General features: G+C 54.8%; 14 protein-coding genes and 1 tRNA gene. 5 read left to right on the plus strand and 10 right to left on the minus strand.

What is annotated here, in order from left to right; genetic code table 11:
• Positions 1 to 121: 121 nt before the first annotated feature.
• Positions 122 to 748 (plus strand): RHS repeat domain-containing protein, encoded by a 627-nt coding sequence (locus SFX18_02340; protein MDX1961963.1) that lies wholly within the window; start codon positions 122 to 124, stop codon positions 746 to 748.
• A gap of 192 nt (positions 749 to 940) precedes the next feature.
• On the opposite strand, the gene SFX18_02345 is transcribed toward SFX18_02340, so the two are convergent.
• Together SFX18_02345 and SFX18_02350 are read right to left on the minus strand one after the other, a co-directional pair.
• Positions 941 to 1,023 (minus strand) — tRNA-Ser (locus tag SFX18_02345).
• 290 nt (positions 1,024 to 1,313) lie between these two features.
• A complete protein-coding gene (locus SFX18_02350) occupies positions 1,314 to 1,568 on the minus strand; it encodes a hypothetical protein (GenBank protein MDX1961964.1) in 255 nt (84 codons plus the stop codon).
• A gap of 379 nt (positions 1,569 to 1,947) precedes the next feature.
• Between SFX18_02350 and SFX18_02355 the strand changes: the two genes are divergently transcribed.
• Positions 1,948 to 4,128: a caspase family protein gene (locus SFX18_02355; protein MDX1961965.1), complete on the plus strand. Its 2,181-nt coding sequence runs from the start codon at positions 1,948 to 1,950 to the stop codon at positions 4,126 to 4,128.
• Here SFX18_02355 and SFX18_02360 read toward each other — a convergent pair.
• Positions 4,091 to 5,011: a tetratricopeptide repeat protein gene (locus SFX18_02360; GenBank protein ID MDX1961966.1), complete on the minus strand. Its 921-nt coding sequence runs from the start codon at positions 5,009 to 5,011 to the stop codon at positions 4,091 to 4,093. The genes SFX18_02355 and SFX18_02360 overlap by 38 nt on opposite strands.
• 231 nt (positions 5,012 to 5,242) lie before the next feature.
• On the opposite strand from SFX18_02360, the gene SFX18_02365 reads away from it, so the two are divergent.
• Entirely contained in the window at positions 5,243 to 5,731 is a 489-nt protein-coding gene (locus tag SFX18_02365; protein ID MDX1961967.1) for a hypothetical protein, read from the plus strand.
• 76 nt (positions 5,732 to 5,807) lie between these two features.
• Here SFX18_02365 and SFX18_02370 read toward each other — a convergent pair whose 3' ends face one another.
• On the minus strand, positions 5,808 to 8,438 hold the full coding sequence (locus SFX18_02370) for an FtsX-like permease family protein (GenBank protein ID MDX1961968.1): 2,631 nt from the start codon (positions 8,436 to 8,438) through the stop codon (positions 5,808 to 5,810).
• A gap of 46 nt (positions 8,439 to 8,484) precedes the next feature.
• The gene (locus SFX18_02375; protein ID MDX1961969.1) at positions 8,485 to 9,201 is read right to left on the minus strand and encodes an ABC transporter ATP-binding protein; all 717 of its coding nucleotides are present in this window, start codon (positions 9,199 to 9,201) and stop codon (positions 8,485 to 8,487) included.
• A gap of 521 nt (positions 9,202 to 9,722) precedes the next feature.
• Here SFX18_02375 and SFX18_02380 point away from each other — a divergent pair.
• On the plus strand, positions 9,723 to 10,310 hold the full coding sequence (locus SFX18_02380) for a glutathione peroxidase (protein ID MDX1961970.1): 588 nt from the start codon (positions 9,723 to 9,725) through the stop codon (positions 10,308 to 10,310).
• A 132-nt stretch (positions 10,311 to 10,442) separates the two neighbouring features.
• Here SFX18_02380 and SFX18_02385 read toward each other — a convergent pair whose 3' ends face one another.
• The 3 genes from SFX18_02385 to SFX18_02395 all read right to left on the minus strand — a co-directional run bounded on the left by SFX18_02385 (position 10,443) and on the right by SFX18_02395 (position 11,803).
• Positions 10,443 to 10,925 (minus strand): hypothetical protein, encoded by a 483-nt coding sequence (locus SFX18_02385; GenBank protein MDX1961971.1) that lies wholly within the window; start codon positions 10,923 to 10,925, stop codon positions 10,443 to 10,445.
• Between the two features lie 26 nt (positions 10,926 to 10,951).
• Positions 10,952 to 11,503, minus strand: a complete 552-nt coding sequence (locus tag SFX18_02390; protein MDX1961972.1) for a hypothetical protein — start codon at positions 11,501 to 11,503, stop codon at positions 10,952 to 10,954.
• A 93-nt stretch (positions 11,504 to 11,596) separates the two neighbouring features.
• A complete protein-coding gene (locus SFX18_02395; GenBank protein MDX1961973.1) occupies positions 11,597 to 11,803 on the minus strand; it encodes a hypothetical protein in 207 nt (68 codons plus the stop codon).
• 68 nt (positions 11,804 to 11,871) lie between these two features.
• Between SFX18_02395 and SFX18_02400 the strand changes: the two genes are divergently transcribed.
• Complete coding sequence (locus SFX18_02400) at positions 11,872 to 12,864, plus strand: DUF4142 domain-containing protein (protein MDX1961974.1); 993 nt, start codon at positions 11,872 to 11,874, stop codon at positions 12,862 to 12,864.
• 90 nt (positions 12,865 to 12,954) lie between these two features.
• Here the strand turns inward: SFX18_02400 and SFX18_02405 are convergent, their stop codons facing one another.
• Positions 12,955 to 13,824, minus strand: coding sequence for a nitrilase-related carbon-nitrogen hydrolase (locus tag SFX18_02405; GenBank protein ID MDX1961975.1), 870 nt, complete (start codon positions 13,822 to 13,824; stop codon positions 12,955 to 12,957).
• 84 nt (positions 13,825 to 13,908) lie between these two features.
• Positions 13,909 to 15,261, minus strand: coding sequence for an NAD-dependent dihydropyrimidine dehydrogenase subunit PreA (gene preA / locus SFX18_02410; GenBank protein ID MDX1961976.1), 1,353 nt, complete (start codon positions 15,259 to 15,261; stop codon positions 13,909 to 13,911).
• Positions 15,262 to 15,284: the final 23 nt, after the last annotated feature.

The raw sequence follows: 15,284 nt of genomic DNA on the forward strand, positions 1-15,284 counted from the left end.
TTTTACAAACTTGTTGGAATGGTATTTGCGAGGTCACTACCCCTGTGGCTGGGAAGGTAGTTACCCTGACGGCAAGTGTATTGTGTATTGAGCATGTCGGTGTTGACTCGGTACAAAAATTTTGCAGCTGCGGCTGTATCAGTCGCAAGTGGGCGGAATTAGCGTGCCGGCGGTGACCTCCACGGCCACGACCGGGACGTCGCTGGTGACGAAGCTGATCACCCAGTGGAACTACGACGTGGCGGGGAACACGTTGTCGATGATCGAGCGGCCGACAACCGGCCTGGCCCGGGCGGAGTTTCACATCTATGACGACCTGAACCGCCACGTTGCGCAAATCTCCCCGCGGGAGGGGGTGACGTCGTTCACGTACGACGCCGCGGGGAACATGACCAGCCTCCGCGATCCGGTGCAGAATGTGACCGAATGGACGTTCGACCGCCGCAATCGCTTGACCGCCGACACGATCACGCTGACGGAAACGGACTCCACCAACAACTCGACGGGGGACATTATCCAGCGGCGGCGGCTGTTCGCCTATGATGACCTGGAGCGGGGTAGCCCAAGTAAAAAATCGGGTACCCAAGGAACTTGTTCCTTGGCCGCGCAGCGGCAAGAAGCATTTCTTCAAATTTTTCCGCTACATCCAGTGGGCTACTTGTGCTGCGCACACTGGAACAAGTTCCAGTGCAAACCACTCACCACGCCACCGCCGGCGCGGCGCAAGATGTCTTTACCCCACGGTTAGAGTACGACGCGCTCGCGCGGGATACCAAACTCAGCGGCCAGCGCGAAAGTCAGGCCGGCGCGCCCGTGGTGATGACACCGCGCTGCAAAATGAGCTGCGGCAGAACAGAGGGGAATTGCAGCGCCAGCAATTCCCTCGGCTAGCATTTTTCCCAGCAAATTCACTGGTTACGATCAGTGCACGCATGTTAAGCGGAGGGCATGGGATTCGAACCCACAACCCATTGCTGGGCATCTGATTTCGAGTCAGACCGCTGGCCAATTCGCTTACCCTCCGGATATCTCCGTTATAATCGACGCGCCGCCGACTGGCAAGTTCACACAAATTGGCCATCGTCCGCCATTTTTGGAAAAAATCACACAAAATCGTCCGCTCTTTGGCCTAAGGGGAAATAAACAATTCCCCCCAGGAGTAAATCGATAAGCGGTGGTTCTGCGGTTGAAGATTTCGGGGGGGCCGTGTTTTGTCAAAGCGATCGACTCGAGTCAGGCCGATCACCTGCTGGGCGCTAGCCCACGGTTTTTGCCGCTCTAACCGTGGACTAGCGCGAAATCTTGACACAGCGTTAGTAACACACCTTGACCCATTGGACCACGGCCACGCGCTCGGCCCGATATTTGGTGGCATAATAATGGTAAGGCTGGCCGCAATGGTCATAGCCGACCATCCGCGCCTCGTAAGGGACTTGCTTGGTGACATAGCTCACCACTTTTTTGTAGTGGCACGGCGCACCGGCTTGGACGTTTGCCTGGCTGGCAAATAATGCCCCCACGGCAACCACGGCGGCACAACCCAATTGCAACAACTTTTGACGGAACATGACTTGACTCCCTCGGGTAAAAAACGAACTGGTTGGTGTGATTTGGGCCACGTTGCCGCGGCCAACACCAAGGAGAACGTCTTTCCCGCCCAATTCTTCCCCGAAGCCACCAAAATTTTTTTTTCTTTTGCCGCGTCCCGGCACGGGGTTTTTTGTTAATTGAGGCCGTTAATTTGAACTACCCGCTGGCTTTCGATTTTTTGCAATGGAATAGGGAAGAAGCCGCCGCGGCACTCGTTTTCCGTAGTGTGTCCCGTTTTCCCCTTCCTCTGGACGAAGTATTTCTTGACGTTGGCAGCGTGGGAATCGAAAATCAAGTTTGTCGTTCCTATGAATTCGCTGACCCGCGGATTTAATCGTTCGTGGCCAAAGGTGCATAATGTTTAACATTTTCCAACTAAAAAAACTCGTTTTGCGGCTCCTCCTGCTATTGCCGGGTTGCTTATCGCTCACCGGCGACCTTGCCGCGCAAAATTCCCCGGCGGCGGGAACCGGCAAAAAGTACGCCATCCTCGTGGGTGTGGAGACTTACGATCCCACGTTTTTTAATGCGCTCAATTATGCCGAGGAAGACGTGCGGGAACTGGCCAGCGCGCTGGAAAAACTGGAATTTGACGTCACCCTGATGACCGCCCAGGCCAAGCTGCCCGCCCACAAGCCCAACACGGCCAAAAAAATTCTGGCACAGATCGCGGAGCGATGTAAAAAGCTTGAAGCGGCGGACACGCTGGTGGTGGCGTTGTCGGGGCATGGGGTGCAATTTACCAAGCAGCCGAAGCTGGAGGATGGTTCGCGGGAGAGCTATTTTTGCCCGGAAGAAGCGGATTTGCGCGATCTGGACAGCCTGGTTCCCTTGAGTGGCGTGATGCAATTGATCGCTCAGTCGTCCGCGGAGCGAAAACTGCTGATCGTGGATGCCTGCCGCAACGAAGCGGAGTCCGAGTTATTTAAATCGAGCAAAGAGCAGGAATTAGAGCCGGTCGGGCTGGTGCCGCGAACCGTGCCGCGGGGCATGCTGACCCTCTATAGCTGCAGCGATAGCGAAAAAAGCGTTGAACACCCCGAGCTAAAGCACGGCGTGTTTACTTTTCATGTAGCGAAATATTTGCGCGGCGAGGCGACCAACTATCCGGGCGATCAAATTAGCCTGACAGGTCTGGCCGGTTATGCCACGCGGGAAACGAGCGACTTTGTCAAAAAGAAGCTCGACCGGGACCAGACCCCCGTCCTGGTTAGTCCCACGGGGATCAGCGACTGGCCCTTGGGGATGCTGACGACCGGCAAAAGCGCGCTAGACGCGGAGGAAATTGCCCTGCGCAAAGAATTCGCCGCAAAGTTATTGGAAAAAATCGGGGCTAAAATCGCCGACACGCAGCGCGCATCGGCAGACTCAAACCAGGAAGATGGCGTTTCGCCAAAAACCTACGACGTGGAGCTAGCCTGGTGTTATGCCCAACTAGGGAACGAGGCCGAGGTGTTGCGGCGGATTGATCGGGGCTTTCCCGCTCCCGCGGCAGAAACCCCGGCCAATACTGCCGAGGAAAACGACGCTGCCCCGTTTAACGCCACGTTAGATCCTTCCCTGGAGGCCGCCGCCCGCGTCTTGGGCATCCTCAAGGCCCGCAAGCCAACGGCCAAAACAGAGGAGCTACTGGCGCGGATCATGTTGCTGGCGGGCAAATACGCGGGGGAAGCGCGGCGGGCATTTTTTGCCGCGGATCAATTTCAAGAGCGGCGGGCCGCCACGGATTTAGACCAGTTTCGCCGCGAGTTTGAATACCTGGTTTCCAAATTAACCGCCCGGGAATTGGAAGATTTCACCATTATTGGGGACTTTATCTCCCGCACGCCAACGACGGTGGAATTGCTCAAAAAAAATCCTCCCTTGGTTCAAAAACTGCGGGATGTTTACGCCCAGGCGGGAGGTGAATCGGACATCCCCACGAATCACTTGATCGTGGCAGCGCTATGCGGGGAGGTGGAGACGATGATTCGCCTGGTGGAAGAGCATCAGTTTTACTCCCATGGCTTTTGGTGCGTGTATCCGTTGGTGGAGCGACGGGAATTTGCCAACCTGAAGAAATTTCTGGCCGCTTCATCTAAAACTCAAAACACCACCGGGACCTTCAAAGGATTAAATGACTTGTTCCATGTGTTATGCGTGACCAATGCGATCCAAGCCTGCCTGGACGCCGGTCTGCGGCGCGAGGCGGCGGAACTGTATGAACAATTTGGCAAAAATCTGCCGTTGTTTGAGGGAGGCATGCTGGCGGATGGTTATCGCACGCGGGGGGGCATGGCTATCTCCCACGCGGCGAGTTCTTATATGCCTTTTTCCACCTCGCTATATGGACGCATGAATCTGCCCCAGGACTACGCGCGGGCGGAATTGAACCGCGAATTGCAGGCGAAACAGAAACTTAATCCGGATCTTGTCCCAGCGGCCCGGATCCGCGCGCTGGAGGCCCTCTTGGCGGGCCAGCCGGGTCTGGATGAACTAGACACGGAGGCCCAGATCGTGTTTATCGAAGGGTTGCTGCGGGATTGCTTTCCGCAATAGCGGCCGCGGGAGGGGGGGCAAACAAATTTGCCGGAGTGTGCCGGGCCTGGGCCAGACTGGCGACGGCGCCCGCCTCATCCCCCGCCGCGCGTTGATACGCGGCCAACTGCTCAAATGCGGCCGGTAGCGGCTGGCGTTCCACCGCCTGGCGCTGAGCGAGAATGGCATCGGGCAGACGGTCGAGCGCGGCATAGGCGGCGGCCTCGCGCGTGAGCAACTCGGAAGTTTCCTCGCCGGGGGGATAGGTCTCGCGCAGGGTCCCCAGGACCGCCAATGCCCGCAGGGGGCGGTTGAGTTGACGGTGCACATCCGCCAACTCCAGCAAGAGCGTCGGATTGCGCGGGCTTAGCTGTAAAGCCCGCTCATAATCGGCGCGGGCGGATTCCCACTGACCGCTGGCCTGGTTCGCCCGCGCGCGGACCGTCCAGGCCGCGACGCACTGGGGACAAAGGTCGACCGCCTCGTCCGCCAGTTGTTTTGCTTCCGCCAGTTGCTCTAGTTCTAAATATTTTTCCGCCACATGCGCCAGCAATTGCGGATCCTCCGGGGCGAGCGCGCGGGCTTGTTCGGCGGCGGAAAGGGAGCCAATTTTGTCTCCTTGCATCCACAATAATTCACTATGGTAATGCTGCGCTTGGGGGTCGCGGGGATTGGTTTGCACCGCCCGCCGCAAGAACCGCTCCGCGACGTCAACATCCCCCTTTTGCAAGGCATACAGCCCCCGTTGGGATAATTGGCGGCAACTGGCGACATCCGCCGGTACCGGCGTGCGCTCGCGCCACAACAGGCACCCCGGCTGGCACAGTCCCAACAATAATAGCCCGCTCCCCCACAGCAGGGGGCAGACCAAAAACCGATTACGTGGGAATGAATGCTCGGTCATGTGCCAAAGTTAAAGTTCAATTCCCCTGCGGCGCGGGCCTCGCTGCGGAAATTTTGGCAAAATGCTATCGCGGGGTGGAAAGTTTGACAAGACGCGTTCTCCGGCTATTTTTTCCAGGGGTCGCTCGGTTGACACGCGTTTTTTTGCAAAACGCCCTCGTGGGCGGCAATGACCTCTGGCTAAAATATGTTTCCGGTAACGAATTACCTGATATTCAGTGGGAAAGACGCGATGCAAGCAAATTTTGAGCAACTCGGCGTGACGTTTCAGTATCCCGACGGCTGGACGCTGGATAGCCAGGCGATTTTGGCCGGAGGACGGGAATTAACCGTTTATAGCCCGGGGGGGGCATTTTGGTCATTGGCCATTCATGACCGTCAAACCGACCCCCGCGCGCTCGTCGACGAATTTGTTAACACGATGCGTGCCGAGTACCAAAATGTCGACCATGAACTGCTGGACGAAAACGCCCCGGCACCCGAGGCGCTTGCCTGCGAAGTCAATTTTTACTGCCTGGACCTGACGATCACCGCCATTGCTCGCGTCTTTTGCGGGGCATGGGCCAATTATCTGGTGCTGTATCAGGCCGAAGATCGCGAATTTGCCCAACTGGCGGACGTGTTTGATGCCATGACACACAGCTTTGTGCGGGAAAGCCTCATTGGCGACCCGCGGCAGTCACAACCACCGGATCATCTGGCGGATGCGCTCGAAGAGTGAGCTAGCATTGAGTTAGGAAAGCAACTTGTAAATCAAATAATTTAATGGCCGCCAGGGATAGTTTCTTTAACGGACATTATTCACTTGCCAAGGCGGTGGCCAACTCTAAACGGACCGCGTGCCGAATGGGCCAGATCGCCGCCACCACGCCAATTATGACCGCCAAGAGGCAACTCCAAATCAACAGCGGCCAATGCAGGCTGAAGGGGACGGAATATCCCAAGATGGGTTCCGAGGTGCGTTGCATGATATAGGCGGTGACAACCCCGGCAAATCCGCCGATCAGGGCGCTGGACATGCCGATAAGCGCGGCCTGGATCATAAACAAATTGCGGATCTGCCCGCGGGTCATGCCAATGATCCGCAACAGGCCAATCTCGTGGGTTTGCTCTAATATATTCATGGTCATCGTGTTCACGATCCCAAAGGCGGCCACCACAAAGCCCATGACCAAGAGCAACCAGTAGGCCCCCTGGATGCCGGTGAGGATGTTATCCAGAACCTGTTTCATCTCATTAAATGACTTGAGTGTCAGGCTTTGTTCCTTGGCAAAGGGAGCCAGGCTGATCCCCAGGGCTTCGGCCTGTCCCGGCTTGGCGGTGACCAGGTACATATCGATATCTTGCAGGTCAAATTGCTCCCGCGCCACCTGGTCGGAAAAATAGAGCGTCATACCCCCGGGATTATAATCGCGCGTCAGGGCGGCAATCCTTAGGCGGGACTTTTTATTGTTTAGCTCGACGGTGATCTCGTCCCCGATTGCCACATTTGCCCGGTGGGCAAAAACCGCGCTGGTGATTACTTCGCCCGCTTCAAATTTGGCCGCCACGGCCTGCTCGTCGCTGGGGGCCACATCCAGGGGAAATTTTGCCCCCGGCTCTTTGCTGCGCACGATGGCCGTGACCGGCAACTCCGCCGCGCGGCCCCGGGCAAACTGCATCGTTTCCACCTTTTGGACCAAGGGATTAGCCCGCAAGTCGCTGGCAATGGTCGCCTCGGGCGTGGAGAGCGCCGCGGCGTTTTCGATGCCGTGCAGCGTACGTAGCGAATAGTCCCCCGGTAACGCCCGCGCGTACCAGTCTTGAACATCGTTTAAGTGGGTAATGATCGTATTTCCCGAGCCTATGCCGCTATTGACCGCCACAATCAGCACCCCCACGGTCAACACAGTCCGGGTATGCCGCCGCAAGAGTTGTTGCCGGGCGAGATTTTTCTCCACATCGCCCCCCACCCACAACAGGCGTGATAATCCCCCCAACAGCGGTTTGATAATCACCGGGACCATATACAAAAACGCCACGATCATCCCCAGTCCGCTGGGGATCGACCAAAAATGCGGCAACTGCCGCTGGATCACTAGCACTATCACCAGTCCGCAAACACCAAAGATCAGCGCCGCGGTAATTGCGTGGCGCAAGGGAATCTGGTCCGGTTGGTCTACGGGATTGGCGGATAGCCCCTCGGCGGGATGGATTTGGCTAGCGGAGCGGGCGGGGAGGTATGCTCCTAAAAGGGCGACCAGGGGGCCGGCGAGCGCGCCGATCACCAGTCCCGTCCAATCCAGCGGCACCAGTTGGGGCTGCATCTGCGATATATTTTGCAGCGTGGCGCTCAGAAAACTGGCTCCCCACACGCCCAAAGGGACCCCGATGAGGGATCCAAACACCCCTAGCAAAAAGCCCTCGCTCAGCATGACGCGGAGGATCTGGGAGCGAGTGGCGCCAATAGCGCGCAAAATGGCCAGTTGTTTGCGTCGTTCGCTGACATTCATCAAAAACGCGTTGAGAATCATAAAGCCCGCCATCCCCAGCGAGAGGGCCATGATAAAATCCATCCCCGAACTAACCGCTTTTAACGATTGGTCCCCCATTTCGCCCAAGCGGACGGGTTTGCGTAATTCCCAAGATTCGGGAATAAGTTGACGGATTTTTTGCAGAACGTCGGCCGCAGTAAGTAGTTTTTCCGCTGGTGGAACTGCGGCTACGGCAGAAGCAGGCTTATTAGCGGAGTCGCCCGGGACTGGCTCATGATCAGTTTGCTCCGGCCCCCCTTTTGTCGCCGCGGCTTCGATTTGGGCGGGAATTTCCAACCGCAACAGATCAATGTTTTCTCCACCGCCAAAAATCGCCTGATGATCCTCCAGGGTGAGCACCACGCTGGCGTTTTGCAGGGACATCAGGCTAAGATTGTGAAACACCCCCGCGCAGGTTAGCCGTTCTACTCCGCGACGGGTAAAGAGCAACACCTGCTCACCTGGTTTGGCTTCGAGGCTGGCAGCAATTTCTTCTTCTAGCCAGACGGGGGTCCCTTCCATATTTTCCGCCTGCCAATCCCCTTTGACCAGCTTCCAATAAGCGGAATCCCCCCCCTCCACCAGATCCACGCCGGAAATAATCGTGCGCAGCTTTTTGCCTTGCACGCGGATGGCCCCCTGCCCCTGGGCTATGGCAATCAAGCGCACGGGGAGTTGTTCGTACAGGGCATCTGTTTGATCCAGGGGAATTTTACCCCCGTCGCGATCCACGATCTCGTATTGCTCAACCCCGCCCGGCGGGGCCGATACCAAGGCATAAGCCCGCCGCGCGGAAGATGTGCCGATCCAGACCGCCACAATCGACGCGACCGCCAGGACAATGCTGGCCAGTGTTAGCAGCGTGCGCGCCGGGCGGCGGTACATTTCTTGAAGACTAAGACGCAACAGTGCCATGCTAGCAAACAGAAAAAGGTAAGAAGCGCGTCTGTCGCGAAAAAAATTAGTGGGCGACCAGTTCGTAAGAGGCCTCGGCCAAATGGCCATCCCGCACATGGATAATCCGGTCCGCCTGGGCGGCGACTTGTGGATCGTGCGTTACCATGACAATCGTTTGTTGGCCGTCATCCACCAATTTGCGCAACAGTTCCACGATCTGCTGGCCATTAACGCTGTCTAGCGAGCCGGTCGGTTCATCGGCCAGCACAATCGCGGGTTCAATGACCAATGCCCGGGCAATAGCCACGCGTTGCTGTTCACCCCCCGACATGGCACTGGGTAAATGATGCCCCCGCGCGTCCATATTAACGGAATGCAGGGCTAATTCGGCCCGGGTCAGGGCCTGATTGCGGGGAACGCCGTCCAGTTGCAATGGCAATGCCACATTCTCGACAGCGGTCAGCGTGGGAAGCAAATGAATGCGCTGAAAAATAAAACCGATTTTGCGGCGACGCAATAATGTTCGTTCATCATCGTTCATTTCCGCCATATTGGCGTCTTCCAAAAACACCTCCCCCGTGGTGGGGACATCAATAGCCCCCAACAAATTGAGAAGCGTGCTTTTGCCTGATCCGGAAGGCCCCATAATGGCGACAAATTCTCCGCGGTGAATCTTGACATCAATTCCGCGAAGGGCCGCCACCGTGACTTCGCCGACAACATATTCGCGCACCGCCTGGCGTACTTCCAAAATTGGACGTGTTGGTGGTCGTTTTTGCATGCTGCAAACTCAAGTTTATTGATGAAATGACAAAATCTGAATGAAAGACTATGAGCAGATCACTAGTAAACCACATATTCTAATCCAAACCAGACTTGTCGCCTAGCGACCGTGAGTATGGCAAAACTAGCTAAAAAGGGTAATTTGCACTGAATTACCGGGTAAGGATTTACATTGAACTCATATCCTACTAAGCGTATGCCAATCAGGACTGTTACCAGGTATTCAACGCAATAATGGAAGTAATTTACCCGAAAAAGCAAAAATTTTTTCGGCTTATTCCAGTTATGCCTGACATTTATCGTGCGCCGATGCTGTACTTTGGGCGGGCTGGATGAATCCCAAGAGACAAAAGGAACGTCCAGGCGCGCAGCGGGAAAAATTTAGTTGCTTAGATAATTATTTTACTTGGCAAATCAGTGGATTGCCACACATTTTAGCTATAGAGTAAAATTGCAAGTCTGCGATTGGTATTTGCCAATTTGCGCCTTTTTCGTTTTCAACTGGATACAGGAGCTATTATGACTTGGTTCAAAATTGCCGGGGTGGCCTGTTTGTGCGCGGTGTTGTTTATGGGCACCGCCCCCGCGGCAGAAAAGCCCGAACAGGCTGCGGCGGCTGGTTGGGATCTCAAAATGAAAGCCCTGGACGGTTCCGATGTCAACTTCGCCGATTATTCCGGCAAGGTTTTGCTGATCGTCAATGTGGCCAGTAATTGTGGTTACACGGGACAGTATAAGGCCCTGCAAGCCTTGCATGAAAAATATGGCAAAGAAGGCCTGGTGATCATTGGCGTGCCCGCAAACGACTTTGGCGCACAAGAACCAGGCAGCGACGAGGAAATCGCTAAATTCTGCGCGGATAAATACAACGTGTCGTTTGTCATGCTCTCCAAGGTTCCCACCATCGTCGGCGAAAACAAGATCCCGTTGTACAAAATGCTGACGGATAAAACCGCCAACGCTAAAACAGCGGGCGAAGTTAAATGGAACTTTACCAAATTTTTAGTCGGGCGGAATGGCAAGGTTCTGGCTCGTTTTGAACCCGGGATCAAACCCGAATCCAACGAGGTCGTCAAGGCGATCGAAGCGGAGCTGGACAATAAGTAGTCGATAACACGCTATCGCTCAGTGGCTTTACACCTTTGGCCAATTTGCCCCTTAATCGTACAATAGACTATTAAGGGACAATTGGCCATTAACTTTTATATGGTAAATCCCATCCATTCTAGTTGATAACACTTATGTCGCTTCTAAATCACTTATACTAAATGCTTGGACGGCCTCTTCGCGACTGGTAAAGACTTGCTCCGTGGTTAAACTTTGCGTATTCCAGACGCGCCAATCATTTTCGCCCAAGGAAACAAGGTACCAAGTCACTTGGCCGTCGATCAGCAAAACTTCCGAAGTTTGAATCAATTCATCTAGGGTTTCATACCCGCATTCCTTGGCAAATTGGGACGCCCGGGCATGATTGATATTTAACGTCCCCATATCCGGGTCTACGCTAGCGGCTCCCCCAACCGGGGCTGATTGGATTTTCAGCTCGGACAGGGATTCGATCGCTTGGATGGCCCGCTCGGGAGAGCCGGAACTTTCTAATAGCACTTGCGCGTGTTTTTCAATCTGCGCATTTTGCTGATCCTGTTCCTGCCATGCTTTATCATTTGGGGCGTCCAAGCGGGTAGCTTCTCCTCCCACCACCATTTCTTCAATCGTTTTCATGACTCACCCAGTACCTTGTAAAAAAACTAATGTTGCTCGATAAACACGGGATTACAGTCGGCTTCTTGAAAAATTTTTTCCGCGCATTCCAATCTGGCAATGGTTTGATCGGGGGACGTTTGCCGGGCCTCGACCACCATCAGTAACTGTCCATTGGCCACGGCCTGCTCATAATAGTCGGCGATTTCCTGGGGAAAGCCGCGATTTACCATGGCTCCCACCAACCCGCCCAAAATACCCCCCGTCCACAAACTGGTGCCGCCGGCAATGATCAACCCGATCCCCCCCGTGGCCGCTCCGAGCGCGGTGATGGTTAGTCCAAACAAAGAGACTCCCACCAGGCCTCCTAGGCTAGCGGCCACGGGAACGGCTTCCGCGGCTGTAGATTTATGCTGATATTTGCCAAAGTAATCTTCCTTGGTTTTATCAGAACAAATGATCGTGATTTCTTCTTCTCCAAAGCCCTTCTCCCTCAACTGTTCAATTATTTTTTGGGCAAGTGCCACATCCGATGCCACAGCGGTGCAGTAAACTTGACATTCTTGCCGCCGAATTTTCTCCGCCAATGTTGCCAACATAAATGCCTCTCGCGCGCGGGATAAAATTGCCTTTAGTATCAATAGCAAACCATATACCAAAATATCCCCACCGATCAGTTGTTGTTTGATGACCTAATTAACTTCTCGATCTAGATATCCGCCCGTGTTACGCCGCATGAAACGCCAATCTGGATTAAAACCTGCCATGATGTCCAATAAATTACTAACCCGCGGATTAAGCTGGCTAACTTCAAAGCAGACAAGCTTTCCAGTTAATTTTAGCTCAATGAAATATCCACCATTCACGTGAAATCTTTCTCTATCAGGAATTTCATCCACAGGATGGAATGGGAATTGCCGTCTGATATGTGAGGGGCATCACAATATATATTTTTGGAGATTCTGTCATGCGTAGGAAACTTTCACAATTAATATGCCTCAGTATGCTGGGCGTTTTGCCCGTTACTGTACTGGCACAAAATGCCACCCAACAACAACCTGCCGCCCAACCCGGCGCATTTCAACCAGGCGGGAATCAACCCGGTGGTCTACCCGGCGCGCCAGGGCGGCAACGCACCACTGCCAACAAACCGGTCCTCGGCGACCAAACCAATAATCGCGATCAGCAAATCGCCAGCTATTTGTTGATTTGCAATCATAAAGAAGTTCGGATGAGTGAATTGGCAAAAGCCCACGCCAAAAATAAGGAAGTTAAGGAATTCGCGGACAAAATGGTCCAAGAACACACCCAAATGGTAAGCACACTGCAAAGGCTGGGTGGCCAAGCGGGAGCCGGTGGAAGTAATTCTCAATCCGGCGTCAGTAGTGGCGGAAGCGACAGTGGCGGCAACTCTGGTAGCGGTAACTCCGGCACTGGAAGTTCAAATGGTGGAGCCGCGGGTGTCGGGGGCAATACACAAAACGGAACTCAGATAGGCGTCAGCGGAGGTTTGCCTAACGCCAATCAACCTGGCGGTTTACAAGTCCAAATCAATCGTGACCCGAATGAACGTCGCGAAGCGCGCGCCGAACGACGCGCTGATCGGGCTGGCGAAGCGGACGCTTTGGGGACGTCGGGAGGAGCCGCTGGTGGAGCCGCGGGTCAACAATTTGATTTCGTCTCCATCCAACGGGAAATTGCCGATCGATGCGTGGCGGAGGCCGAACGCGAATGGAGTTCCAAGAAAGCCGAGGAATGCGACATGGCTTATATTGGGGCCCAAATTATCGCCCACAAGGATATGATTCAGACCGGCAAGGTGCTCCGACAGTACGCTGGTCCGGAATTGCAAACGGAAATTGACAAGGGTGTGCAAACAGCGGAACGGCACCTGGAACATGCGATGAAAGTGATTGAAACACTTTCCGAAGAAGAAAAGTCCGATAAGAAATCTTCGTAGTTGAAGTTTTCTTTCTTGTGATTGCTCAGCCCGCGGTTGTCTCCAGTGATCTCACCATAGTGACATCAACTGGGATGACCGCGGGTTTTTTTATGATAGAGTCAGTCCCGTATAGCATTCCGGTCGGCGATCACGATAAAACTGCCAAGTCTGGCGCGCTTCGCGAATGGCGTCCATGTTTAGTTCGGCGGTGATCAAGGCGTCGGCGTCGCGCGCGCCGGTGACTAAAATTTGTCCCCGGGGATCGGCAAAATAACTCGAACCATAAAACTCGCCGATCCGCCACGGTTCTTCCCACCCGGGTCGATTAATCGCCCCGACATAATACAGGTTATTCGCCGCCGCCGCGGGTTGTTCCAGTTTCCACAGATATTCCGACAAGCCAGCGACCGTGGCGGAGGGATTAAAAACGATTTCCGCCCCTCCCAGGCCTAAAGCCCGCCAACCTTCGGGAAAATGGCGATCATAACACAAATAGACGCCAATTCGCCCGGCGCGCGTGCTAAATACCGGCAAGCCCAGATTACCCGGTCGAAAGTAAAATTTTTCCCAAAAACCTGGTTCGCAATGCGGAAGATGCAACTTACGAAATTTGCCCAGGTATTCTCCCGTGGCGTCAATCACCGCCGCGGTGTTGTAATACAGACCGGTAAGGTCTTCTTCCATGACAGGCAGGATTAGCACAATTTTTAACCGACGGGCCAAATCGGAAAATAACCGCGTTGTGGGTCCATCGGGAACGCGCTCGGCTAGTTCAAACCAGCGGGCGTTTTGCTCCGCGGGAAAATAAGGACCGTAAAAAAGTTCCTGCAGGCAGGCAATTTGCGCTCCTTGCGCGGCGATTTGCTCCACCAGCGCCACATGCTTGTCGATCATCCCTTGTTTGATTTGGGCCAGGGGAGCGGTGGCCGGATGACTCAAAGTGGCTTGGATTAAACCAGCGGTTACGAATTGGGACATATCAACGTCGGAGATTGTTGGGAGAATGGAATAAATCTTTAGGTGTCGTCAAACCGGCAAATCGCCCCCGCCAACATGGATAAACTAGCTTGGCGGAGGCTGTTGTGCCTGGTATTGCCGCCAATTGAGCGGCGGTTGATTGCCGGGAAGTTCCTTCATCGTGATGCAACCTTCGATCGGACATACCAAAGCGCACATATTGCAGCCCACGCATGCCGACTTATTGACGGTAAAGACATCAACGAACCCCTGTCCCTGTTCCAAGGCTAAATTGGGGGCGGCTTCGCCCCGTAATTTGCGCGGTTCCACCCCAAACCGCTCTAGGTACGCCTCCCGGGGAAGCTTTTCCCAGTGGATCGCCTGAAAACAGCCGTCTTCGCAACTGGCGTAGCAAATTCCGCAATGAATACAGGCCGCTTCATTAATATGGGCCAGCACCCGATAATTGAGGTCCAATTCGCTCCAGCTTTTGATCCGGGGCACCGAGCGCCCCACCGCTTCGGATAAATGGTCAAACCCTTTTTCGTCCAGCCATTTCCCCAGGCCGGCCAGCATTCCTTTGATAATTCCAAAACCGCGATGCATCACCGCGGCGCAGATCTGGACGCAACTCGCCCCCAACAGCAAAAATTCGGCGGCATCTTCCCATTTGCGAATTCCTCCTATTCCGCAAACTGGCGTCCGCAAATCCGGATCCGTGGTAAGCTGGCTCAACAGATGCAAGGCGATGGGCTTGATGGCCGGACCCGCATATCCGCCGTGCGAACCGTATCCACCCACGTTGGGCCGGGGGGCAAAAGTATGCACATCCACGCCAATCAATGAGTTCACGGTATTGATCAGACTAATTCCGTCCGCCCCCCCCGCCTGGCAAGCCCGCGCAATAGCGCGGATATCGGTCACATTGGGCGTAAGTTTGGCAATAACCGGGACCGTGGCGACTTCCTTGACCCATTCACATATCATTTGTGAATATTCGGGGACTTGGCCGACGGCGGAACCCATGCCCCGTTCATTCATACCGTGCGGGCAACCGAAATTCAGCTCGATTCCATCGACGCCGGCCTCCTGCGCTTGCCGGACGATCGCATGCCAAGAGTCGCGCCTGGTGGCCACCATGAGCGACGCCACGAGCGCGTGCCCAGGGTGGGTGCGCTTGACTTCCGCCAGTTCCCGCAAATTGTCAGCCAAGGGGCGATCACTGATAAGCTCTAAATTATTGAGGCCCATCAGTTTTTGGCTTTTGAGCGCGATCCCCCCATAGCGGCTGGAGACGTTTTTGATTGTTTCGTCGGTGAGGGTTTTCCAAATGGCGCCCCCCCACCCCTGATCAAAGGCCCGTTGGACCTGCGCGGCGGTATTTGTCGGTGGTCCGCTGGCCAGCCAAAACGGGTTGGGAGCCTGAATACCGGCAAAATTACAACGAAGGTCGGGCATGCTGGGGATATTCTGTGTTGATG

The organism is Pirellulales bacterium, assembly GCA_033762255.1.
Taxonomy (GTDB): Bacteria; Planctomycetota; Planctomycetia; order Pirellulales; family JALHPA01; genus JANRLT01.